At 58.0% G+C, this 21170-nt stretch carries 15 protein-coding genes and 4 pseudogenes; 14 read left to right on the top strand and 5 right to left on the bottom strand.

The genetic code is table 11. The features are described 5' to 3' along the window. The first annotated feature begins 223 nt into the window (after positions 1-223). Complete coding sequence (locus ACQRBT_RS23180; RefSeq protein WP_412045997.1) at positions 224-694, top strand: hypothetical protein; 471 nt, start codon at positions 224-226, stop codon at positions 692-694. 160 nt (positions 695-854) lie between these two features. Next, positions 855-1262 carry a HEAT repeat domain-containing protein gene (locus tag ACQRBT_RS23175; protein ID WP_412045998.1) on the top strand — a complete coding sequence of 136 codons (408 nt, stop codon included), beginning with the start codon at positions 855-857 and terminating at the stop codon, positions 1260-1262. 97 nt (positions 1263-1359) lie between these two features. Here the strand turns inward: ACQRBT_RS23175 and ACQRBT_RS23170 are convergent, their stop codons facing one another. Both ACQRBT_RS23170 and ACQRBT_RS23165 read right to left on the bottom strand, forming a co-directional pair. Next, entirely contained in the window at positions 1360-1749 is a 390-nt protein-coding gene (locus tag ACQRBT_RS23170; protein WP_412045999.1) for a RidA family protein, read from the bottom strand. Beyond that, positions 1739-2875 (bottom strand): DSD1 family PLP-dependent enzyme, encoded by a 1137-nt coding sequence (locus ACQRBT_RS23165; protein WP_412046000.1) that lies wholly within the window; start codon positions 2873-2875, stop codon positions 1739-1741. Before ACQRBT_RS23165 ends, ACQRBT_RS23170 begins: the two co-directional genes overlap by 11 nt. Before the next feature lie 94 nt (positions 2876-2969). Between ACQRBT_RS23165 and ACQRBT_RS23160 the strand changes: the two genes are divergently transcribed. Next, complete coding sequence (locus ACQRBT_RS23160) at positions 2970-3854, top strand: LysR family transcriptional regulator (protein ID WP_412046001.1); 885 nt, start codon at positions 2970-2972, stop codon at positions 3852-3854. A gap of 59 nt (positions 3855-3913) precedes the next feature. Here the strand turns inward: ACQRBT_RS23160 and ACQRBT_RS23155 are convergent, their stop codons facing one another. Beyond that, entirely contained in the window at positions 3914-4855 is a 942-nt protein-coding gene (locus ACQRBT_RS23155; protein ID WP_412046002.1) for a cupin, read from the bottom strand. A 272-nt stretch (positions 4856-5127) separates the two neighbouring features. Between ACQRBT_RS23155 and ACQRBT_RS23150 the strand changes: the two are divergent. From ACQRBT_RS23150 to ACQRBT_RS23110, 9 genes and pseudogenes are all read left to right on the top strand, one after another. Beyond that, positions 5128-5403, top strand: a pseudogene (locus tag ACQRBT_RS23150) (PAS domain-containing protein); the annotation flags it as partial. Positions 5404-5703: 300 nt separating this feature from the next. After that, positions 5704-6693, top strand: a pseudogene (locus ACQRBT_RS23145) (methyl-accepting chemotaxis protein); the annotation flags it as partial. Between the two features lie 294 nt (positions 6694-6987). After that, positions 6988-8070: pseudogene (locus ACQRBT_RS23140) on the top strand (HAMP domain-containing protein); the annotation flags it as partial. Positions 8071-8415: 345 nt separating this feature from the next. Beyond that, positions 8416-8931: pseudogene (locus tag ACQRBT_RS23135) on the top strand (methyl-accepting chemotaxis protein); the annotation flags it as partial. A 216-nt stretch (positions 8932-9147) separates the two neighbouring features. After that, positions 9148-10053, top strand: a complete 906-nt coding sequence (gene gcvA / locus ACQRBT_RS23130) for a transcriptional regulator GcvA (protein ID WP_412046003.1) — start codon at positions 9148-9150, stop codon at positions 10051-10053. Positions 10054-10127: 74 nt separating this feature from the next. Next, the gene (locus ACQRBT_RS23125; protein ID WP_412046004.1) at positions 10128-10955 is read left to right on the top strand and encodes an EamA family transporter; all 828 of its coding nucleotides are present in this window, start codon (positions 10128-10130) and stop codon (positions 10953-10955) included. Between the two features lie 28 nt (positions 10956-10983). Next, entirely contained in the window at positions 10984-11745 is a 762-nt protein-coding gene (locus ACQRBT_RS23120; protein WP_412046005.1) for an SDR family oxidoreductase, read from the top strand. 354 nt (positions 11746-12099) lie between these two features. Beyond that, positions 12100-12720, top strand: a complete 621-nt coding sequence (locus ACQRBT_RS23115) for a TetR/AcrR family transcriptional regulator (RefSeq protein ID WP_060752869.1) — start codon at positions 12100-12102, stop codon at positions 12718-12720. A gap of 318 nt (positions 12721-13038) precedes the next feature. After that, on the top strand, positions 13039-14310 hold the full coding sequence (locus ACQRBT_RS23110; protein ID WP_412046006.1) for an OmpP1/FadL family transporter: 1272 nt from the start codon (positions 13039-13041) through the stop codon (positions 14308-14310). Positions 14311-14413: 103 nt separating this feature from the next. Here ACQRBT_RS23110 and ACQRBT_RS23105 read toward each other — a convergent pair whose 3' ends face one another. After that, positions 14414-15199, bottom strand: a complete 786-nt coding sequence (locus tag ACQRBT_RS23105; protein ID WP_060752871.1) for an SDR family NAD(P)-dependent oxidoreductase — start codon at positions 15197-15199, stop codon at positions 14414-14416. A gap of 81 nt (positions 15200-15280) precedes the next feature. Then, positions 15281-16741, bottom strand: a complete 1461-nt coding sequence (locus ACQRBT_RS23100) for an efflux transporter outer membrane subunit (RefSeq protein ID WP_412046007.1) — start codon at positions 16739-16741, stop codon at positions 15281-15283. A 206-nt stretch (positions 16742-16947) separates the two neighbouring features. Between ACQRBT_RS23100 and ACQRBT_RS23095 the strand changes: the two genes are divergently transcribed. Both ACQRBT_RS23095 and ACQRBT_RS23090 read left to right on the top strand, forming a co-directional pair. After that, on the top strand, positions 16948-18057 hold the full coding sequence (locus ACQRBT_RS23095; protein ID WP_198762486.1) for an efflux RND transporter periplasmic adaptor subunit: 1110 nt from the start codon (positions 16948-16950) through the stop codon (positions 18055-18057). Then, positions 18054-21164: an efflux RND transporter permease subunit gene (locus ACQRBT_RS23090; protein ID WP_412046008.1), complete on the top strand. Its 3111-nt coding sequence runs from the start codon at positions 18054-18056 to the stop codon at positions 21162-21164. The genes ACQRBT_RS23095 and ACQRBT_RS23090 overlap by 4 nt, the downstream gene beginning before the upstream one ends. Positions 21165-21170 lie beyond the last annotated feature (6 nt).

Here is a 21170-nt window from a genome sequence, read left to right as displayed (position 1 = left end):
GGGCAGACCACGTTTTTGGGTTTTTTAGAGTTCAGCAGAGTTTCTCTTTGAAAATATAAAGAATGGTGGTCTGACCCCTATTTCCTCGGGGTGATGTGTTTTTCAGAGTTAAGGGTAATGATGTGGTTGTTACCAAGCCTGATGGAACGTTCGTTACTATCCTGAAGGATGGGGTAACTCAGAATTCATCTGTACAGAGCGCATTGAAGGGAGGTGTCAGGTAATGAAATTTCCTGAACTTATGATTGCCTGGCTGTTAACAGTGCTCGGGAAGAAACTACTGACAGTAAATGCTTTATTTCATGTTTTCTCTTCCGAGAGGGATTCTGCCCCCCAAGAGGTTGGCCTTCTATTTGAAAATTCTGAAATCGGGAAACTCTATGGCGGGCCTGATGGTGCGTCTCTCTGTTTTTCTTTGAGTCCGATTTCAAGCCGCGATTTAGGTGAATACGGAAGGCAAGATATTGTTTGTATCTCTGGTGAGCTTTGTTTTTCCGATGTTGTAGGAAGGAGGTTAGTGTCAGCATCGCTTGTGCAGTCCTTGGCGGAAGACGTAGTGATAGGCGTTGCTCTCTCGTTTGATAACGGTTTTTGCCTATGCATATTAAACTTAGGTGATGAACTTTTTGTCTATGATGAAATTCCAGAGGAAATAATGACCAGTGAGGGGGGTAGCCTTACCTCTGTGAGTTAATGGTCCAAAAGAAAAGCGGGGTGGAAGTCCCTGGGAAATAGAGAGTATAGGGGGCAGACCCTGAGGGGCGCTTGCGTTGTTCAGAGTTCAGCAGCGTTGCTCTTTAAAAATATGGGATCCCTCAGGGGCCGACCTCTGTTTTACTTATAATAGGTGAAATATGTTTAAGGAATATGAGTTTTTGCTGGGTTCCATAGGGTCAGAAGATTACTGGTCGGATGTAGGGATTGATATCGCGGCCTCCAAGGTCTCTCAGTTTGATAATTCAAGCTGGAGCGAACTTGAATCGGCTCTTCTGACGAAGTCTGAAGCTTGGCGAGGTAGGTGCGCGGAGTCTCTCGGTGATTCGAATGATGAGCGGGCGCTGTACGTTTTGCTCATGCTTCTGAAAGCTGGAGAGGAGTCGGTTGTCATTCATGCAATTGAATCTATTGAATCAGTTTTTTTGGCTGGCTATATTTCTGACAGGGCGCAGGTAATACGCGCTCTAGATGACAGGTTTGAGGCAGAGAGCAGAACGTTGAAGCTAATGGCGGCTACGTTGGTCAGGAAGTTGAGTGGCGCGTAATTGAGAGATAGGAGTGAGACCAGAATAGCTTACTTAACAGCCAACCAGTTGATATGACTAAAGAGTTAAAGAAACCATCCTTGACCCACGCTAACAGTCACAACCCACCAACCACCGCCTCAATTTCTATCAAATAACCATGATGCAACCCCGCCACCGGAACCACCGCACGAGCCGGCCGATGCTCTCCCAGATAACGCGCATAAACCCGATCAAAAGCGGCCCAGTGTTCTACCCCCACGACATACACCGTCACCTTCAACAGGTCACTCGCACTCCGGCCCGCTGCGCTGAGGATTGCCATCAGGTTGTCGAGCACGATCGAGGCTTGCACCTCGAACGGTTGGTCGGCGCTGTGCTCGCCGTTTGTGCGCACCGGCAACTGCCCGGACACGTATAAAACGCCCTGGTGCAGTATCGCCTGGGAGTAGTGCCCGCCCGGAGCGGCCGCGTTGGTAGTGTGGATCAACTCGATCTTACCAGCCATGCAGGCGACTCCAGGTGTGCACGGCGCCTTCGGCGTCGCAGGCGTGATAGTGCGGGAATTGCGCGCCGGTTGCGCACGCGTGGTTGGGCAGGATGCGTAGGCGGCTGCCGATGGGGAAGCGCGCCACGATGTCGGTGTCCTGGGCCGCTCCAAGGGTGATAATGCCGTGCTCCTGGTTGGCGCCCGTCACTCGCGCACCGTCGATCCATTCGCCGGTTTCGGTACACACCTGCCCGTAGCCGAAATCCTGGCGCTGGCGTTGAGTACCGCGGTCACGGCTCATGGCCATCCAGCCGGCGTCGGTGATGATCCAGCCTTTGTCTTGCTGATGGCCGATGACGGTGGTCAGCACGCTCAGCGCCAACTCGTCCGCCTGGCAAACGCCGATGTTGTGCATGACCAGGTCGAAGAAGACGTAGACACCTGCACGTACTTCCGTGACGCCTTCCAGGTTCAGCGCCGACAGGGCGGTGGGTGTGGAACCGATGCTGACCTCCGGGCAGGCCATCCCGGCTTGGCGGATTTTTTCAGCGGCGCTGACGCAGAGATGGCGTTCCTGTTCGGCAAGGGCCTGCAATGCTGGAAGAGTGTCGAGTTCATAGCTGGAGCCGGCGTGGGTCATCACGCCGCGCAATTGCTGGCCGCCCTCAACAAGGACACGGGCAACCGCTAGCAGCGCAGGGTCTTCAACGGCCAGGCCTGAGCGGTGGCCATCGCAATCTATTTCGATCCACACGTCGAAACGTTCGTCGTGTTGCTGTGCGAAGGCGACAATCGCTTGGGCCCCGACAACGCTGTCGGTGAGCACACTCAAGTTGCAGCCCTGGCGCCTGAGTGCAAGGGCCTGAGCCAACTTGCCCGGCGCTATTGCCACGGCATAGAACACATCGTTGATGCCCTCGGCAAAGCAATACTCCGCTTCTTTCAGGGTGGACACCGTGACGCCGCTCGCGCCGGCGGCTATCTGCGCCTTGATCACGGGCAGGCATTTGCTGGTTTTGATATGCGGGCGCAAGCGCACACCCAAGCTGTGCGTGCGTTGCTGCATGCGCTGAATATTGCGCTGCATTCGCGAGACATCGATTAGCGCGACGGGGGTATCGAGAGAGGCAATCGGGGCTGACATGACAGAGCTCAGGTGGCTGGATACGCGGCCACTCTACTCAGCGTTCGTAAATTTGTGGTTCAATCAATGGTCATCAATCATTAAGTAAAATTGAATGATCTCTGTCGAAGATCTACGCCTGGCTGCAACACTGGCGCGCTCCGAGTCTTTGAGCGCTGCGGCCAGAATGCTCAACGTCTCGCCACCCGCACTGTCCATGCGCCTACGTAAGCTCGAGACGCTGCTGGGGCTGACCCTGGCCAATCGCGATGCCCGGCGCTTGAGCCTGACCGCCGACGGCGAGCGTTTCTCCCGTGAATGTGCGCTGTTACTGGAGCAACTGGAGGCGCTGCCGGAGTCGTTCAGGCAACAGGATGAGCGGCTGACCGGCACGCTCAGGCTGGCGGCGCCGTTCGGCTATGGACGCCAGCGGATTGCGCCGCTGCTGGCGCGCTTCGCCAGGTTGCATCCACAGCTGCGCCTGCAGCTGGATTTGCGTGAAACGCCATGGCCTGATCGTCACGACAGCGACGCGGTGGTTCATATCGGTCACCTGAATGACAGCCTGTGGATCGCCAGGCCCCTTACACAAAACCACCGATGGTTGTGCGCAAGCGCAGCCTATCTGGAGCTGTACGGGGTGCCATCTTCACCGGAGCAACTGGCCGAGCATCGCTGCATTTGCATTCGTGAAAATGATGAAGATGTCACGCTATGGCATCTGCGTAAGGGGCAGGGGCGCAAAACACTGCGCATCGAACCCGCGCTGTTGAGTAACGATGGAAGCGTCGCGCGGCGTTGGGCCGAGCAAGGCTTGGGCTTGGTGCTGCGTTCGCAGTGGGATGTCAGTGATGCAATCGCCAACGGTAGCCTGGTCCGGGTGTTGGCGGATTGGCAATTCGACAGTGCGCCGATCAACCTGTTGGTGCCCTCACGCAAGCTGCGTAGCCCGCGGGTGGGGGCATTGGTGGCATTTCTGGAGGATGCTTTGAAAGCCTGATCAGCTGAAAGGGCGGCGCAAACATGCTTCATGCAAGTGCGCCGCTTGCCCGACTGCTATCAACTGAAGCGGATATCCAGCGAGCGAAGGTATGTCTGCAGCCCTGCATCCTGGATCGGGATCAGGAACGCTTCCTGGCCGGACTCGTTGAAGTGGGCATGCCAGTAGCCGGGCGGCGTGACAAACGCCAGCCCCGGCGCCCAATCCACGCGAACCGGATGACGTATCTGGCCATCGGCGTCCAGTTCGGTGCCGACCAGGGTGTAGCAACCTGTCGGGCAATCGACGATGAAATCCAGCGCAATCGACTGATGCCGATGAGGCTTCTGGACCGAACCGGCCGGCAGAATTCCATACATGGCCCAGAGCACATGGGTCACGGTTCGGGTTTGCGGGAAATTGCGGTTGCCCAACAAGATGCTGATACGGCTGCGGTCTTGCGCACGCGGGTCATCGGCCGCTTCACGCAACTTCGCGTTGGCGGTCTGCGCCGGGTACAACGTCGGCAAGAACCGGTCAGTGCTGCGGGTCACGCCGAGATAGCGCAACAGGGGCTCGTCATGCACGTAATAGAGCCGGGCGTCCTCGGTCGCGCTGAAACAGGCGCCCAGCAGACCTGGCAGTGCCATGAAGCAGCCTTTGGACCATTCCAGGGTGTGCTCGCCCTGGGTCACTTTACCTGCGCCGGCAATCACATAAAAAACCTGCGAGGTGGCGTTGGGCTGGAGCGTCAGGCTGTCGCCCACATTGAGGCGGATAAAGTTGGCACAAAGCCCGGGGCCGGTGGCCGGCCCTTCGCAGCCCAATGCTTCGCTCAGGTCCAGCGGCACGACCCGCGAGGGGCCTGAGTCGCAGAGCGAGGCTGGAAAGTTGTGGTAGGGCACGCCTGTAATGAGCTTGGCGCTGATCGGATTTGCCGCTTTGCTGTACTCGAAATATTCCGCTTCGCGCTCGTTTGGCGGCACGGCGTCTACTGCATCGATCCTGAATGTGCTGTTCACGATTGTCACCTCGCTCGCTGATCCGTGGATGCAGCGTAGGCCGGATCAGGCCCTTCTGCAAAGTGCTGATATATATAGAAACTGCGACCGTTATGGCAGCAAAGCTATTTGTTTATTTCTTCTTAGTTGGTACTTTCGTTCAGGTTTATAAAAGCTTCGCTTATTGTTCGATTTCGGTACAAAGTCTGTATGTATAAGAAAAATTTCAAAAAAAAGTATTAACTTTTCCTGGCGCTTGCCGATGGCTATGCAAGTCATAAAAGGTAGTCGTTGTGCGAAATAATCAACCCGTTACTCAGCGCGAAGTTTCACTTGACCCACAGCAGAAACTTATCTCTACAACAGATGCCCGAGGCGTTATCAGTTATTGCAATGACGCGTTTGTCGAGATCAGCGGTTTTAATCGAGAAGATCTGATAGGGGCTCCGCAAAACATCGTTCGTCATCCGGACGTGCCCCCAGCCGTGTTCGCGCACATGTGGAGTGCGCTTAAACAAGGTCGGCCATGGATGGGGATCGTCAAGAACCGCTCCAAAAGTGGCGATCACTATTGGGTCAACGCGTACGTCACACCGATATTCGAAGGCAGCCAGGTGGTGGGCTTCGAGTCGGTCAGAGTCAAGCCGACGGCGGATCAGGTCCGTCGGGCGCAAGCGCTCTATCAGCGTATCAGCCAAGGAAAGTCGGCCATCCCTGGCTGGGACAACTGGGTGTGTGCTGCGCAAGATTACCTGCCATATCTGGCCACCGGGCTGGCGGGTGCGGTGAGCGGTGTGTTCTTCAGTGCGCCGTTGGCATTCGGTGTGGCGGCAGCCGTGGCGTTACCGGTCGGCTGGGTCTTTTCACGTTGGCAAAAGCGCGGAACGTTGCGCCTGTTGCAGATGACCGAACCCTCGACCTCCGATGCGTTGATTGCGCAGATGTACAGCGATGCCCGTGGCCCGCAAGCCCGCCTGGAAACGGCTTTCGTCAGCCAGACTGCGCGTCTGAAGACTTGCCTTACGCGCTTGCAGGACACTGCCGAGCAACTCAGCCGACTCGCAGGGCAATCCGAGGCGCTGGCCGCTGAGGGCTCGAAAGGCCTGGAGCGCCAGCGGGTCGAGACTGAACAGGTATCGGCCGCAGTCAACCAGATGGCGGCGACGACCCAGGAAGTTGCCCGGCATGTGCAACGCACCGCTGATGCCACCCAGCAGGCCAACCAGCTGACGGGTCGTGGCCGCAATGTAACCCGGGAAACTCGCGAAGCCATTGAGCGTCTGTCGAGTGTGGTGAGCGAAACCGGCCTGACTGTGGCGCAGTTGGCGCGGGACAGTGATGAAATCGGCACGGTCGTGGATGTGATCAAAGGCATCGCCGATCAGACCAACCTGCTGGCACTGAATGCCGCCATTGAAGCTGCCCGTGCCGGCGACATGGGCCGAGGCTTTGCCGTGGTGGCCGATGAGGTCCGCCAGCTGGCACAGCGCACCTCGCAATCGACCACGCAGATCCATCAACTGATCACCACGCTTCAGGTCTCGTCCGGCAAAGCCGTGCAAACCATGGAGAGCGGTTGCCGCCAGGCCGAAGAGGGCGTACTCCAAGTGCTCGAGGCGGACAAGGCGTTGCTGGGCATCAGTGAAGCCGTCGCCAACATCACCGACATGACCACCCAGATTGCGAGCGCAACGGAAGAGCAAAGCGCGGTGGCCGAGGAAATCAGCCAGAACATCGCCACCATCGCCCAGCTGGCCGACCAAACCTCGGAGCAGGCGCACCAATCGGCAGGGCTGAACACCGAGCTGACCCGCACGGCTTCCACGCAATACTCCCTGGTCGAGCGCTTTAATCGATAAAGCCTGCCCTTTAGCATAATGCTGGTCAGTTAATAACCTGTGGGAGGGGGCTTGCTCCCGATGGGCCGCGAAGCGGCCCCAGCTTTTGGTTTGAAAAGGCTGGGCCTGCTGCGCAGGCCTTTTTTATTGGGTGCAGCCTGGACATTCGCCGTGCAAAAGCTCCCGGTATCTTTCTAAAGTGCGCACCATCGCGGCCGATAATTCAGTGTAAGCATGGGCTCCGATAACAACACATGCGACGTTCAGCTCTAGCGTTTCTCCTTGCCAAAACTATAAATACCCGCAGGTGAAGTCATGAATATCAAGCAGAAGCTGACCTGGGCGTTCGCGGCTATCGCGTGCATCCCGGTCATCCTGGTCGCCGTTTTGGTAGTGCTGAATGTGCGGGAGGGGGCCCAGGCCAATTTTCTCGACAGCAGCGGTCGCGAGATCCGCCAGATCGACAATGGCATGAAGCAGTTCTTCGACGGCATCAGCCAAAACGTCGACTATGTTGCCAAGGACCCGCGCGTGGTTGCGGCCAAGGACCTCAAGAGCTACGCCGGCGCCGATGCCGCACAAATTCCGCTGACCCCGACCAACAAAGAGTTGCTGGCGATATTCGACCAGTTCGCCAAAAGCCATCCGAGTACCGCCTACTTGTCCCTGGGCTTGAGCGACGGCGGCTACGCCAGTTGGCCGGACGACAGCAAACTGAACAACTATGACCCTCGCGTGCGTCCCTGGTACAAAGCGGCCATCGCCGCGCCAGGCACCACCGTGCGCACCGGTGCCTACTACTGGGCGCCGGACGATGCGACGCTGATCGGCACCGTGCACACGGTTGCGGATGCCGCCGGCAATATTCTCGGCGTGGTGGGCCTGGATGTGTCGCTCAAGCAGCTCACTGAACTGGTGCGCAACATCAAGCTGGGCAACAGCGGCTACCTGATGCTGGTGGAGGCCAACGGTAACGTGCTGGTAGACCCCAGCGACGCCAAGCACAACTTCAAACCCCTGGCTGACCTTGGCCCCAACTACGCCGAACTGGCCAAGCGCGGCGACGGTGTGACCCAGATCGAGATCGATGGCGTGCCCTACATGGCCAACGTGGTCAGCTCCAAAGACCTGGGCTGGCGTTTTATCGGCCTGATCAAGCGTGATGAAGTGATGGCCGAGGCCACCCGCCTGACCTGGTTGATCGCCGCCATCGCAGCGGCCTTGGCCTTGGTGTTCGCGCTTGTCGGTGCCAGTTTTGCCCGCGTCATCGTGCGTCCGATTCGCGGCGTGGCCGACGGCCTGCAGGAAATCGCCGAAGGAGAAGGCGACCTGACACGCCAACTCAAGGTGCAGGGCAAGGACGAAACCGCCGGCCTGGCTGGCTGGTTCAACCAGTTCCTGGGCATGATCGCCCAATTGGTACAACGCATCGGCAACGCATCATCCGACCTGCAGACCGCCGCCGTCGACACCAGCGAAGTGGCCAACAACATGAACCAGGCCGCAGGTCGCCAGCGTGAAGCGGTGGAGCTGGTGAGCACGGCGTTCAACGAAATGGTGGCGACCGCCAACGAAGTCGCGCGCTCGTGCAGTGCTGCCGCGTCGAGTGCCGACGAAGGCTACCGCGACGTCCATGACGGTCAGCAGCACATCGGCGAAGCCACCGGCAGCGTGCTCAAGCTCAGCGAAGACTTGCAGAGGTCCACCCAGACCATGCAGTTGCTGGAGCAGGACAGCCAGAACATCAACACCATTCTCGACACCATCCGCTCGATCGCCGAGCAGACCAACCTGCTCGCGCTCAATGCCGCGATTGAAGCGGCGCGTGCCGGTGACCAAGGCCGAGGCTTCGCCGTGGTCGCCGACGAAGTCCGCGCCCTGGCGCGTCGCACCGCCGACTCCACCGGCGAGATCGACAGCCTGCTGGGCAATCTCGCCCGCCGCACCCAGGAAGTCACGCAACAGATGCAAGGCAGCCTGCAGGTGTCCCACGCCAGCGTGGAACGCATCCAGCAGGCCCGTGACAGCTTCGACAAGATCCGCGGCTCGGTGGACTCGATCCGCGACCAGAACACCCAGATCGCCACTGCCGCCGAACAGCAGCATCAAGTGGCTGAGGAGATCAACCGGCACATCGCACAGATCCATGCCGATGCCCAGTTGGTCGAGGGCTTTGCCCAGTCGTCACAGACTGGCTCGGGGCGGTTGATAGAGATTTCCGGGGAGCTTAAAGGCCTGGTAGGGCGTTTTAAATATTAGTCTCCCAGGCCGAATGAAAACGGTGAGCTTTCATCGTTTTCATTCGGGCGGTCAATGCAGTCTTTTCCCTGGGCGTGCCCGCAGGTTATGTCTCAGGCCTGGCCGACGCCGTCGGCGGGGGGATCGATGGAGAACACAGCGTCCCGAGTGAGTTTATGCCTATCATGAAGAAGCGTTCATGCATGCACTTTTCTGATAACTCGCCGGATACTGCCCATGAGAGACCTGCCGCCCACCGCGACCTTGCGCGCATTTGAAGTTGCCACCCGGCATTTGACCTTTACGTCGGCCGCACAGGAACTACATGTGACTCAAAGCGCGGTCAGCCACCAGCTCAGGCATCTTGAGGCCCTTTGGGGCGTGCAGTTGTTTGAACGTGGCAAGGCGTTACGCCTCACGGCAGCGGGGGCTGCGCTGGCGCCCATCGTGCGCGAGTTTTTCATCAGCCTGGAGGCAACCCTGGGTGATTTGCGCGAGCAAAAAGACAGGGTACGACTCAGCGTCAGTACCACCTATTCCTTCGCGCTCAAATGGCTGCTGCCACGCTTGCCGCGTCTCTCTCGTCAGCACCCGGAACTGTTGGTCTCGCTGGATACCACGGATAAAATAATTCACTTCTCTCACGGCCAGGCTGATGTTGCGATCAGGCTCGGCAAGGGCAATTATCCTGGTCTGTATTCTGAGTTCCTGTTTGGGGAGCAGGTGTTTCCTGTGGCCAGCCCAGAACTGTTGCGGCGCGTCGGGACTCCGCAGAACCCTGCGCAGTTGTTACATTTCCCGCTTCTGACTCGGGACGGTGCCGAGTTGGTACCCAAGTGGGAAGTGTGGTTTCAAGCCGTCGGGCTGGCCTATTTGCCGCTTCAGGAAAGCGTCAGATTTGGTGATACCAACATGACGGTGGAAGCGGCTCTGCTCGGCCAAGGCGTTGCATTGGTGCGCAGCGGGCATGTCGAGAGCGAAATCGGCGATGGCCGTTTGGTTCGGCTGTTCGATGTGCCGTTCCCATCGCCGCTTGCTTATTACTTCGTCTGTCCCAAGGGCATTGAATCACAGCCGCACATCGCCAGCTTTCGTCAATGGTTAGTCGATGAGGCGCTGAAGGTAAAACACGTAGAACCTTAAGGCATGAGCATTCATTCATGCTGCGATGAGGAGCCTTCGCTTTAGTCCCGGCGCCGAATTGCCTAGAGTGGCGCATGCCTATCCATCTCATCTTCCTCGTGCTTTTCGCCGCGCTCCTGCATGCCAGCTGGAACGCGCTGCTGCGCAGCGGCGCTGATCGGCTATGGTCGATGACGGTGATGTGCATTGCCATCGCCGTCACCAGCCTCGTTGCCGCAGCATTCATGCTGCCCCCCGCGATTGAAAGCTGGGGCTACGCGGTGCTTTCGGGGTTGTTGCATGTGGGCTACAACCTGTTTCTGGTGCGCAGTTATCGAGTCGGCGACCTGGGGCAGATCTATCCGATTTCACGTGGGTCGTCGCCAGTGCTGATCACCTTGGGCGCAGCCGTTTTTGCCGGAGAAAGCATCACGCCTGGCGAGTTGCTCGGCGTTACGCTGGTGTCATGCGGGATTATTTCCCTGGCCTTCAGAGGGCGCAGTCTTTCGGTTCCCAGCCTGCCCTATGCGCTGGGAACGGGCGGCTTTATCGCGGCCTACACCGTGGTCGACGGCATCGGTGCCAGGCTCTCCGGTGCACCGCTGGCCTACACCGTGTGGATGTGCGCCCTGTGGGGCGTGTTGATGCCGGTGGTCTACATCGGTCTGCGTGATGCCCGCAGCTTATTCTCTGCACGGCCCGGAACAGCGACTGCTGTGGTCGGCGGCCTGGTCTCTTTGCTCGCGTATGCAATGGTCATCTACGCGATGAACGAAGCGCCTTTGGGCGCGGTATCCGCATTGCGTGAAACCAGCGTGCTGTTTGCGGCGTTGATCGGCTATGTCTTCCTCGGCGAGACGTTAACCGCACGCCGGATACTGGCGTGCGTAGTGATCGCCAGCGGCACCTTACTTATCGGCTGATACAGCCACGGCTCAGGAGCAATATCTAATGGTCGACGTCTCGCAGGCACCGCTGATTCTAATCACGGGTGGAAGTCGTGGAGTAGGGGCAGCAACGGCCCGGCTGGCCGCTGCAAGAGGTTATGACGTCGCGATCAGCTACGTTACCAACGAGGCCGCAGCGCTGGCTGTGGCTGCGGATGTGGAAGCGTTGGGGCGCAGAGCGCTGGCGATGCGGGCCGACAGTGCGGACCCTCGGCAGGTGGCTGATTTGTTCGCGGCGATCGACCACTCGTTCGGACGCATTGACGTCTTGGTCAATAACGCCGGAATGCTGGCGACTCAGTCACGCCTGGAGGATCTCGGCTTCGAGCGGATGCAGCGCATTTTCGCGGTCAATTCCATCGGGCCAATCCTCTGTGCCCAGCAGGCGGTAAAGCGTATGGCTTACCGTCACAACGGCCCGGGCGGCGTGGTGGTCAATGTCTCTTCGGCGTCGGCGCGCCTTGGCAGCCCCAATGAGTATGTCGACTATGCGGCGTCAAAGGGAGCCTTGGAGACTTTCACCATTGGCTTTGCAAAGGAGGTCGCACGCGAAGGCATACGCGTTAACTGTATTCGCCCCGGACATATCTATACCGAAATGCATGCCAGTGGCGGTGAGCCGGGGCGGGTCGATCGTGTCAAGGAATCGATCCCCATGGGGCGGGGCGGACAGCCTGAGGAAGTGGCCCGCGCGATTCTATGGTTGGCGAGTGCGGAGGCATCGTTTGTTACTGGTACATTCCTGGATGTGACGGGCGGTAAATGAGTCAGATTGTGGAAGCCTGCACGGAAAGTCTTTCCGGTCATGACTTATATAAGCAGCATGTTTAGCGTTTCTCGCTCGCGAGGGCAGTGGCCTCCAGGATCAAGTCTTTGTTCTGGTAGCCAATGCACCTATTTACCTGAAAAAAACGGCCAGTGAGTCCGTAAAGTGGGACAAGTTAGACAATGTACTGCGCTGAATAATGATGCATTGAAGAGATAGTCAGCATTATGGCGGGTGCGCATCCCGACCGATCCAAGTCAATTTAGCGAGGTATCCAGCGCCTGACAGACTTGTGACCCGGTTTTAAAACGGTCACGAGTTGTCAACTGTGAATTGGATCCGTAAGCTACAGGCATGAACCAGCCATCCATTTTCTCGCCCGGCGTTCGAGGCCCAGCTGATCATGACATTCGAGATCAGATTGTCGCGGCGGCCAACGAACATTTCAGCCAGTACGGTTACAGCAAAACCACGGTTTCCGACCTGGCCAAGGCTATCGGATTTTCCAAGGCTTACATCTACAAATTCTTCGATTCCAAACAGGCGATCGGCGAAGCCATCTGCTCAAATTGCTTGGCGGAAATCGTCGCGGCGGTTGAACAGGCCATCAGTGTCGATGATGTTTCGTCAATGGAGCGCTTTCGACGCTTGGTCAGAACCTTGATCTCCACAGGTGCAAGCCTGTTCTTTAACGATCGAAAGCTCTATGACATTGCCGCTCTTGCGGCGTCAGAAAGCTGGCCAAGTACACAAAATTACGACGCGCAGATTAAGCGTTTCGTTTTGCAGATTGTGCGTGAAGGGCGGGAAAGCGGCGAATTTGAACGCAAGACCCCATTGGATGAGACGGTCGATTCCATCCATTTTGCGCTGCGGCCTTTCGTCAACCCGTTGCTGCTGCAATACAATCTTGACTTCGTTGAGACAGCCCCCACGCTCACCTCAAATCTTATATTGCGCAGCCTCATGCCGTGATTCCCGGCTGCGCATTCTGCGCAGCGTTCATGTGAACGTCGAAAAAATACCTTTTCAGTTTCAGCCATTGCATCGAGCAGTGGCATACACGTTCTTGCCTGGACTGTGACCATTGACATAAATGGTCACATGACTAAATATGGTGCCTCAGTTTTGGCTGCATTGCCATGATTCAGCGCCACTCTGTTATTTCCACGGCGGTCGCTGGGTTCTTTGGGCGCGCCAAGCTGTGGCCTTTTTACGTGATGCAAACGAACTGAGCCCATAACAAAACTACTGCTAGCCGGTTCTTTCCGGTGATCACGAAGAGTTCCAACAATGAAAAAAAACTTGCTCAAGCGTCCACTTGGACTGGCTGTCGTGCTTGCTTCTTCTAATGTGCTGGCGAGCGGTTTTGCGCTCAACGAACAAAGCATCAGCGGGATGGGCTCCGGATTTGCCGGTCGCTCTTCTTCGGCTGAAGATGCGAGCACGGTCTTCGGTAATCCGGCGGGTATGGCTCGCTTGAAAAGCGAACAGGTCAGCGTGGGCGGCGCGACGCTTTTCGCGAAGTCGGATATAAGCCAGACGCGCAGTACATTCGGCGGTCAGGAAGACGGCGACATGGTGCCAGTGACCACGGTACCGATGGGGTACTACGTCAAGCCTGTTGATGAGCATTGGGCATTCGGTGTGGGGTTCTATGTGCCGTTTGGTCTGATGACCGATTACGGCAGCGATTTTGCTGGCCGATACTATGCGAACAAAAGTGAAGTCACGACCCTCACGTTTCAGCCCACGGTCAGCTATGCCTTTAACGATAAAGTGTCGATCGGGTTTGGTCCTACCATCAACCGCATCAGCGGCGAGCTGTCCGGGATGGTACCCAATCCGCTGAGCCCTGGCCGCAATGACGGCAAACTCAAAAGCACCGGGGATGACACGGCTCTGGGTTTCAACGTCGGTATTTTGGTGCAGGCTACAGACCGAACCCGTCTGGGGATGACTTACCATTCCAAGGTCAGCTACCGCCTGGATGCCAAGACCAAGGTCACTGACGGTCTCTTTAGCGTGTTAGGGGTAAGTGGTCGTAGCTATGACGCTTCGTTGGAAGTGGATACTCCAGAGTCAGTCGACATGTCGTTGACTCATCAACTGGATGATGACTGGACCCTCTACGTGGGAAGCACCTGGACTCGGTGGAGTCGCTTCAAGGAGTTGAACATTGAGACCCAAGGGTTGCCTCCTTTGTTGAATGCTCAACTAGGTTCCGTCACCGAAGAACAGAACTGGCATGATACTTGGGCGCACGCGATCGGCGCGGCGTACAAGCTAAATGATCGGTGGGTGCTTCGTTCCGGCTTCTCGGTCGATCAGTCGCCCACCAATAACACCGATCGAGGGCCGCGCATTCCTACGGGCGACCGGAAAGTGTTCAGCATCGGCGCAGGCTGGACCCCCGCAAACAACTTCACAATTGATGTTGCCTACTCTTATCTGTGGGAAGAGAGTGTTCGGGTCAATCACGTCTCTGCGACTAGGGGCGCCTACAGTTCCAAGTATAAAAACAGCGCGAGCGGTCTTGGAGCCTCTGTCAGTTATCGGTTCTGATTGGCTGCTGTTCCACACACCGGCCGGGAGTCGTGCATTACTTCCGGTCGTTTAGAGCATTCCCAACGGCTACCGTTGGGAAAGGCGGTGTTTTATCCCGTACTCAGACGCCCATTACGTGTTCCATAAGCCCCTGGTGAAACCGACGAGGCGTGGCCCAGGTCAGCACGCTGATGGCCTTGTTGCCGAAACCCGGCACGACGCTCATTCGTCCCGCTTGCAGTGCGCGGATTCCTGCTTGTACCACGGGCTGGGGTTGCATCATCACCCTGCGCAAGAGGGGGGTGATCTTTTGCTTGGCGTTTGATGCAAAGCCTGTGTCAGACATGCCTGGGCACAGCGCAGTGACGACGACACCGTCACCTTTGAGTTCGCGATGAAGCGCATCGGAGAATCTCAGCACATAAGCTTTGGCGGCGGAGTAAACGGCAAAGTTTTTAACGCCTTGGTAAGACAGCAGACTGGCAACCATCAAAATATGCCCTTTTCGCCGGGCTCGCATATCCTCGGCAAAGAGACGAGTTATGGCGGTCAGACTGGCGATATCCAAGTCGATCATAGCCAGGGAGCTTTCCAGGGGTTCGTCCAGAAATGCGCCTTGTAGGCCATAGCCCGCGTTGTTGATCAGTATATCGACGACAATGTTGCGGTCATGCAGATCCCGATGCAGATCGATAATCACATCAATGGATGACAGGTCCGCCTGTTGCACCAACACATCGACGGCGTAACGTGCGCGCAACTCCTCAGCGAGCATTTCAAGTTCATTCAGTCTGCGCGCGACCAGGATCAGTGATCTTCCTTCTGCAGCATACTGTTGTGCAAACTCTCTGCCGAAACCGCTTGATGCGCCGGTAATGAGTACCCAGGAATTCTCGCTCGACTGCATAGTATTGTTCTCTGAGTATTGCTGTTGTGGGGTTCGCCAACTCGCTGCTTTGCGCCACGACCAAAAACCACTAGTCGTGGCTCATTGAGTCGCCAAAGGCTGGGGTTCAGGCGCCTGCCAGCCACCGCCGAGAGCCCTGAATGCGGCGACGGCCGCTCGTGCCGATTCTGTTCGAGCTTGCGCGCGTGCATCGGAAGCTCGCAGCAGGGTCTCGTCGGCGTGCAGCACATCGATCAGGCTGGCTGTACCTTTTTCATAAGCCGTGAACGACGATTGGCGGGCCTGTGTCAGGGCGTCCTCGCCTGTGGTGAGGGTGGTGGCTTGAAGTTCCCGGTTCACCAGGGCGGAGAAAGCGTTTTCGACATCCTCGGTGGCGCGCAGGGCAGACTGGCGGTAAGCGGCCAGGGCTTCGGCTTCCTGCCCCTTTGCCTGGTCAATCTGTGCGTTTATGCGACCGAAGTCGAAAAGCCTCCAGCGCAGGCCCAAGACGCCTGCCGACTGGCTGGCACCGGCTGTAAACAGGTTGCCGCCGGATACGGCCGTGGCACTGCCGAGCAATGCGCTAAGTGAAAACTTCGGGTAGTACTCGGCGCTGACCTCACCGATGCGTGCGTTGGAGGCCGCGAGGCGGCGCTCAGCCACAATCAGATCTGGCCGGCGGCGCAGCAAATCGGCGGGTGTTCCAGTGTCGTTCAGTGGTGGTGCCAGAGGAATCGTGCCCTGACTCGCCAATTGCGCTCGATGCGTGCCTGGAGGTGTGCCGAGGATCACGTCGAGCGCGTTCATTGCAGCATCCAGGCCGGTCTGCAGGGCCGGTACTGTTGCCTGGACTTGCGACAGCGAGCCTTCCGTTTGGCGAACCTCATAGCTGGCGGCGAGGCCTTTGCCATAGAGCAGTTGGACTTTTTCCAGCAATTGCTCCTGCGTCTTGACTTGTCGGTTTGCGATGTCCAGCCGGGCCTGCAATCCACGGACCGTGATGTAGATATCAGCCGTCTGTGCAGCGATGGCCAGGCGTGTGGCGGCAACGCCAGCCTCGGAGGCCTGGTACTCGGCCAGTGCAGCTTCGCGTCCGCGTCGCAGGCCGCCAAATACATCCACCTCCCAGCTCGCATCAAGGTCGAGCTCGTAGGAACTTCCGTATCGATCAAAGCCAGGGGTTGAATTCAGCACTTGGCCGAGTGGCGTCTCGATTGACTGATAGGACCGCGCAGCCTGACCGCTGATGTTTCCCGAGGGCAGTAACGCGGCATTGGCGGCGCCCAGTCCTGCGCGCGCTTGTGTGACTCGCGCCGCCGCTTGTGCCAGGTCCAGGTTCTGCGCAAGTGCTTTAGAGACGAAGTCGGCCAACTGTGGATCACCAAAGCCTTCCCACCACGCAACAAGACTTGCCTGCGGCGTACCAGGCCGCTGTTCAACAGCGGCCTGGCCCATATATCCACTGGAAAGCGGCGCGTCAGGACGTTGGTAGTCCGGACCGACCGCGCAACCTGCTATCAGGCTGACGCTCACCAAAAGAGCTAGGGGCTGAAGGGAGGGCATTTAGATTCCTTGAATCGAATGTTGTGTGTAACCATATTACGATATGGTCACCACCTGTCAATTGACACTGTTGATTCACTGCCAGATTGGCTGATAAATAGCACTTTTACCGAGTTAACGTGATGTGTCACGTTTGTGACGATTGACAAATATGGTCACAGATCTAAAAATATGATTTCCATCCTATTATTGAATCAAGGGAATCTATGCGCCGGCTTCGACCTGTCCCTATTGCCGCTTGCTTGTTTCCTCTCGTCCTGACGGCGTGTGGCGACTCATCCACCGCTCAAGATCCGCGCACGCAAGCCCCTCTGGTGAGGTCGGCAGCGGTTCAAGGTTCCTCCGATATCTCGCGCTCTTTCACTGGGGTCGTCGCTGCCCGCACTCAGGGCGATTTGGGTTTTCGGGTGTCAGGCAAGATCCTTGAGCGCCTGGTTGACACCGGCCAGACCGTCAAGCGTGGCCAGCCGCTCATGCGCCTCGACCCGATTGACTTGGGTTTACAGGCGCGGGCACAGCAAGAGTCGGTCACAGCCGCTCGGGCCCGAGCCAAGCAGACTGCGGATGACGAAGCGCGCTACCGTGATCTGGTAGCTGCAGGCGCGGTCTCTGCATCGGCCTATGACCAGATTAAAGCGGCGGCGGATACCGCAAGGGCGCAACTGGGCGCCGCGCAGGCGCAGGCTGACGTGGCGCGCAATGCTTCGGGTTATGCGGTGCTGGTGGCGGATACCGACGGCGTCGTGGTGGAGACGCTCGCTGAGCCTGGGCAAGTCGTCAGTCCGGGGCAGCCGGTGGTTCGGCTCGCGAGGGCAGGGCAGCGCGAAGCGATCGTGCACCTGCCCGAGACCGTGCGTCCGGTAGCCGGGTCTTCCGCGCAAGCGACACTTTATGGCAACACCACCGGTGCTGTTACCGCAAGGCTAAGGCTGCTGTCGGACTCGGCGGACCGTATGACTCGCACCTTCGAGGCGCGGTATGTGCTGGAGGGCGCACTGGCGAATGCACCACTTGGTTCGACCGTCACGCTCAGGATTACCGAAGGCGCGGCGCAGAGGCCGGTGTTGCAAGTACCCATCGCGGCGGTTTATGACCCCGGCAAGGGGACGGGGGTGTGGGTCATCGCCGGTACACCGGCGAAAGTGAGCTGGCGGCCTGTGCAGGTCCTGGGCTTAAGCGACGATTCAGCCCGCGTCGCAGGCGATCTCAAGGAGGGTGAGCCCGTTGTAGCCTTGGGTGCACACCTGCTGCGCGATGGCGAAGAGGTGCGTCTGGCTGAGCAGGGTGACGTCAAGGTTGCGGGGACTCATCCATGAGCGAGGGGCGTTTCAACCTTTCGGCGCTCGCCGTACGCGAGCGCTCAATTACGGTATTTTTGATTTTCCTGATTGCCGTTGCGGGCATCCTGTCGTTCTTCCAGTTGGGGCGCGCAGAGGATCCTCCCTTTACGGTCAAGCAGTTGACGGTGATCACCGCGTGGCCGGGGGCGACTGCCCAGGAGATGCAGGATCAGGTCGCAGAGCCGCTTGAAAAACGCCTGCAGGAACTGAAGTGGTACGACCGCTCGGAAACCTATACCCGCCCAGGCCTGGCGTTCACGATGCTGTCATTGCTGGATAGCACGCCGCCGTCGCAGGTGCAGGAAGAGTTCTATCAGGCGCGTAAAAAGCTCGATGATGAGGCGATCAAGCTGCCGGCCGGTGTCATCGGGCCGATGGTCAACGACGAATTCTCGGACGTGACATTCGCCCTGTTTGCCCTGAAAGCCGAAGGTGAGCCACAGCGCCTGTTGGTGCGCGATGCCGAGTCGTTGCGCCAGCGCCTGTTGCATGTGCCGGGTGTGAAGAAGGTCAATATTATCGGGGAGCAACCCGAACGTATCTTTGTCTCGTTTTCCCATGATCGCCTGGCCAACCTGGGCGTATCGCCTCAGGACATCTTTGCCGCGCTGAACAATCAAAATGTGCTCACGCCCGCCGGCTCGATCGAAACCGAGGGGCCCCAAGTCTTCCTCCGTCTGGATGGCGCCTTCGACAAGCTGCAGAAGATTCGGGACGCGCCTATTACGCTCCAGGGACGTGCGCTCAAACTCTCTGATGTCGCGACGATTGAACGTGGTTACGAAGATCCAAAAACCTTTCTCGTCCGTAACAACGGTGAAGATGCGTTGCTGCTGGGGATCGTGATGCGCGATGGCTGGAACGGGCTGGACCTCGGCAAGGCGCTGGATGCGGAGACGGTCAAGATCAACCATGGCATGCCGCTGGGCATGGCGTTTACCAAAGTCACCGATCAAGCGGTAAATATCGATTCGGCCGTCGGCGAGTTCATGGTCAAGTTCTTCGTCGCACTGCTCGTGGTGATGCTGGTGTGCTTTCTCAGCATGGGCTGGCGTGTCGGCGTTGTGGTGGCGGCTGCTGTGCCGTTGACGCTGGCCGTGGTGTTCGTGGTGATGGAGGCCACGGGAAAGAACTTTGACCGGATTACCCTCGGCTCATTGATTCTGGCGCTCGGCCTGCTGGTGGACGATGCCATCATTGCTATCGAAATGATGGTGGTAAAAATGGAAGAGGGCTACGACCGCATCAAAGCGTCCGCGTATGCCTGGAGTCATACGGCTGCGCCAATGCTGTCCGGTACCCTGGTGACGGCGATCGGCTTTATGCCCAATGGCTTCGCACAGTCGACAGCTGGCGAGTACACCAGCAACATGTTTTGGATTGTCGGCATCGCGCTCATCGCCTCCTGGGTGGTGGCCGTGGTCTTTACCCCGTATCTTGGCGTGAAGATGTTACCGAACATCAAGACGGTCGAAGGTGGCCACGCTGCCATCTACAACACGCGTCATTACAACCGCTTCCGCCGGGTGTTGGCGCAGGTCATTGCGCGCAAATGGTTGGTGGCCGGTACTGTTATCGCTTTGTTTGTGGTGTCTATCCTCGGCATGGGGCTGGTCAAGAAGCAGTTCTTCCCGACCTCGGACCGCCCTGAGGTGCTGATTGAAGTGCAAATGCCCTATGGAACCTCCATTGAGCAGACCAGCGCCACCACCGCCAAGATAGAAGCCTGGCTGCAAAAGCAGGATGAGGCAAAAATCGTCACGGCCTACATCGGGCAAGGTGCACCGCGCTTTTATCTGGCGATGGCACCGGAACTGCCGGATCCGTCATTCGCGAAAATCGTGGTGCTGACGGACAGCCAGGAGGCTCGTGAAGCCCTCAAGTTCCGTCTCCGCGAGGCGGTTGCCGAAGGCCTTGCGCCGCAAGCGCGGGTCAGGGTCACGCAACTGGTGTTTGGTCCGTACTCACCGTTCCCGGTCGCCTACCGGGTGATGGGGCCTGACCCGGTAAAACTTCGCGAAATCACCAGCCAGGTGCAGGACGTGTTGCAGGCCAGTCCGATGATGAGAACCGTCAACACCGACTGGGGCCCGCTGACGCCGACGTTGCATTTCACGCTGGATCAGGATCGTTTGCAGGCCGTGGGGTTGACTTCAAGCGCGGTTGCACAGCAACTGCAATTCCTGCTGGCGGGCGTACCGATCACGGTGGTTCGCGAGGACATTCGTTCGGTGCAGGTGGTCGGGCGTGCGGCGGGTGATATCCGCCTTGATCCCGCCAGGATCGAAGGTTTCACCCTGGTCGGCACGGCGGGTCAGCGGATTCCATTGTCTCAGGTAGGGGAAATCGATGTACGCATGGAGGATCCGATCCTTCGCCGTCGTGATCGTACGCCGACCATCACCGTACGAGGCGACATTGCCGAGGGTTTGCAGCCGCCGGATGTTTCGAGTGTGATTGTGAAAGAACTCCAGCCGATCATCGACAAACTGCCGGATGGGTATCGGATCGAACAAGCGGGTGCAATCGAGGAGTCGGGCAAGGCCGGTACGGCGATGTTGCCGCTGTTCCCGATTATGATTGCCATGACATTGCTGGTCATCATTCTGCAGGTCCGCTCAATTTCCGCAATGATCATGGTGTTCCTCACGTCACCGCTGGGATTGATTGGTGTGGTGCCGACCTTGTTACTGTTTCAACAACCCTTTGGCATCAACGCGCTGGTGGGGCTGATCGCGCTCTCGGGCATCCTGATGCGCAATACGCTGATTCTGATCGGGCAAATCCACCACAATGAACAAGAAGGGCTGGACCCTTTCCATGCGGTGGTCGAAGCCACGGTACAGCGGGCCCGCCCAGTCTTGCTGACAGCAATGGCGGCAATCCTGGCGTTTATCCCGCTGACCCATTCCGTCTTCTGGGGGACGCTGGCCTACACCCTGATCGGAGGCACGTTTGTCGGGACCGTTATTACGTTGGTATTCCTGCCTGCGATGTACTCCATCTGGTTCAAGATCCGTCCTGAACCTGAGAGCAGCACTCATACAGCGACACCCACCCAAGCACTATTGACTGATAAATGAGGAGGG

Source organism: Pseudomonas sp. R19M (genome assembly GCF_050312585.1).
In the GTDB taxonomy this organism is placed as follows: domain Bacteria; phylum Pseudomonadota; class Gammaproteobacteria; order Pseudomonadales; family Pseudomonadaceae; genus Aquipseudomonas; species Aquipseudomonas palleroniana.
This window is presented reverse-complemented; position numbering and strand designations above follow the sequence as displayed.

Excerpts from the sequence above, each read along its gene's own strand:
- ACQRBT_RS23180 (WP_412045997.1), top strand. The coding sequence starts at position 224 with ATGAAATTTCCTGAACTTATGATTGCCTGGCTGTTAACAGTGCTCGGG.
- ACQRBT_RS23175 (WP_412045998.1), top strand. The coding sequence starts at position 855 with ATGTTTAAGGAATATGAGTTTTTGCTGGGTTCCATAGGGTCAGAAGAT.
- ACQRBT_RS23170 (WP_412045999.1), bottom strand. The coding sequence starts at position 1,749 with ATGGCTGGTAAGATCGAGTTGATCCACACTACCAACGCGGCCGCTCCG.
- ACQRBT_RS23165 (WP_412046000.1), bottom strand. The coding sequence starts at position 2,875 with ATGTCAGCCCCGATTGCCTCTCTCGATACCCCCGTCGCGCTAATCGAT.
- ACQRBT_RS23160 (WP_412046001.1), top strand. The coding sequence starts at position 2,970 with ATGATCTCTGTCGAAGATCTACGCCTGGCTGCAACACTGGCGCGCTCC.
- gcvA (WP_412046003.1), top strand. The coding sequence starts at position 9,148 with ATGAGAGACCTGCCGCCCACCGCGACCTTGCGCGCATTTGAAGTTGCC.
- ACQRBT_RS23125 (WP_412046004.1), top strand. The coding sequence starts at position 10,128 with ATGCCTATCCATCTCATCTTCCTCGTGCTTTTCGCCGCGCTCCTGCAT.
- ACQRBT_RS23120 (WP_412046005.1), top strand. The coding sequence starts at position 10,984 with ATGGTCGACGTCTCGCAGGCACCGCTGATTCTAATCACGGGTGGAAGT.
- ACQRBT_RS23115 (WP_060752869.1), top strand. The coding sequence starts at position 12,100 with ATGAACCAGCCATCCATTTTCTCGCCCGGCGTTCGAGGCCCAGCTGAT.
- ACQRBT_RS23110 (WP_412046006.1), top strand. The coding sequence starts at position 13,039 with ATGAAAAAAAACTTGCTCAAGCGTCCACTTGGACTGGCTGTCGTGCTT.
- ACQRBT_RS23105 (WP_060752871.1), bottom strand. The coding sequence starts at position 15,199 with ATGCAGTCGAGCGAGAATTCCTGGGTACTCATTACCGGCGCATCAAGC.
- ACQRBT_RS23100 (WP_412046007.1), bottom strand. The coding sequence starts at position 16,741 with ATGCCCTCCCTTCAGCCCCTAGCTCTTTTGGTGAGCGTCAGCCTGATA.
- ACQRBT_RS23095 (WP_198762486.1), top strand. The coding sequence starts at position 16,948 with ATGCGCCGGCTTCGACCTGTCCCTATTGCCGCTTGCTTGTTTCCTCTC.
- ACQRBT_RS23090 (WP_412046008.1), top strand. The coding sequence starts at position 18,054 with ATGAGCGAGGGGCGTTTCAACCTTTCGGCGCTCGCCGTACGCGAGCGC.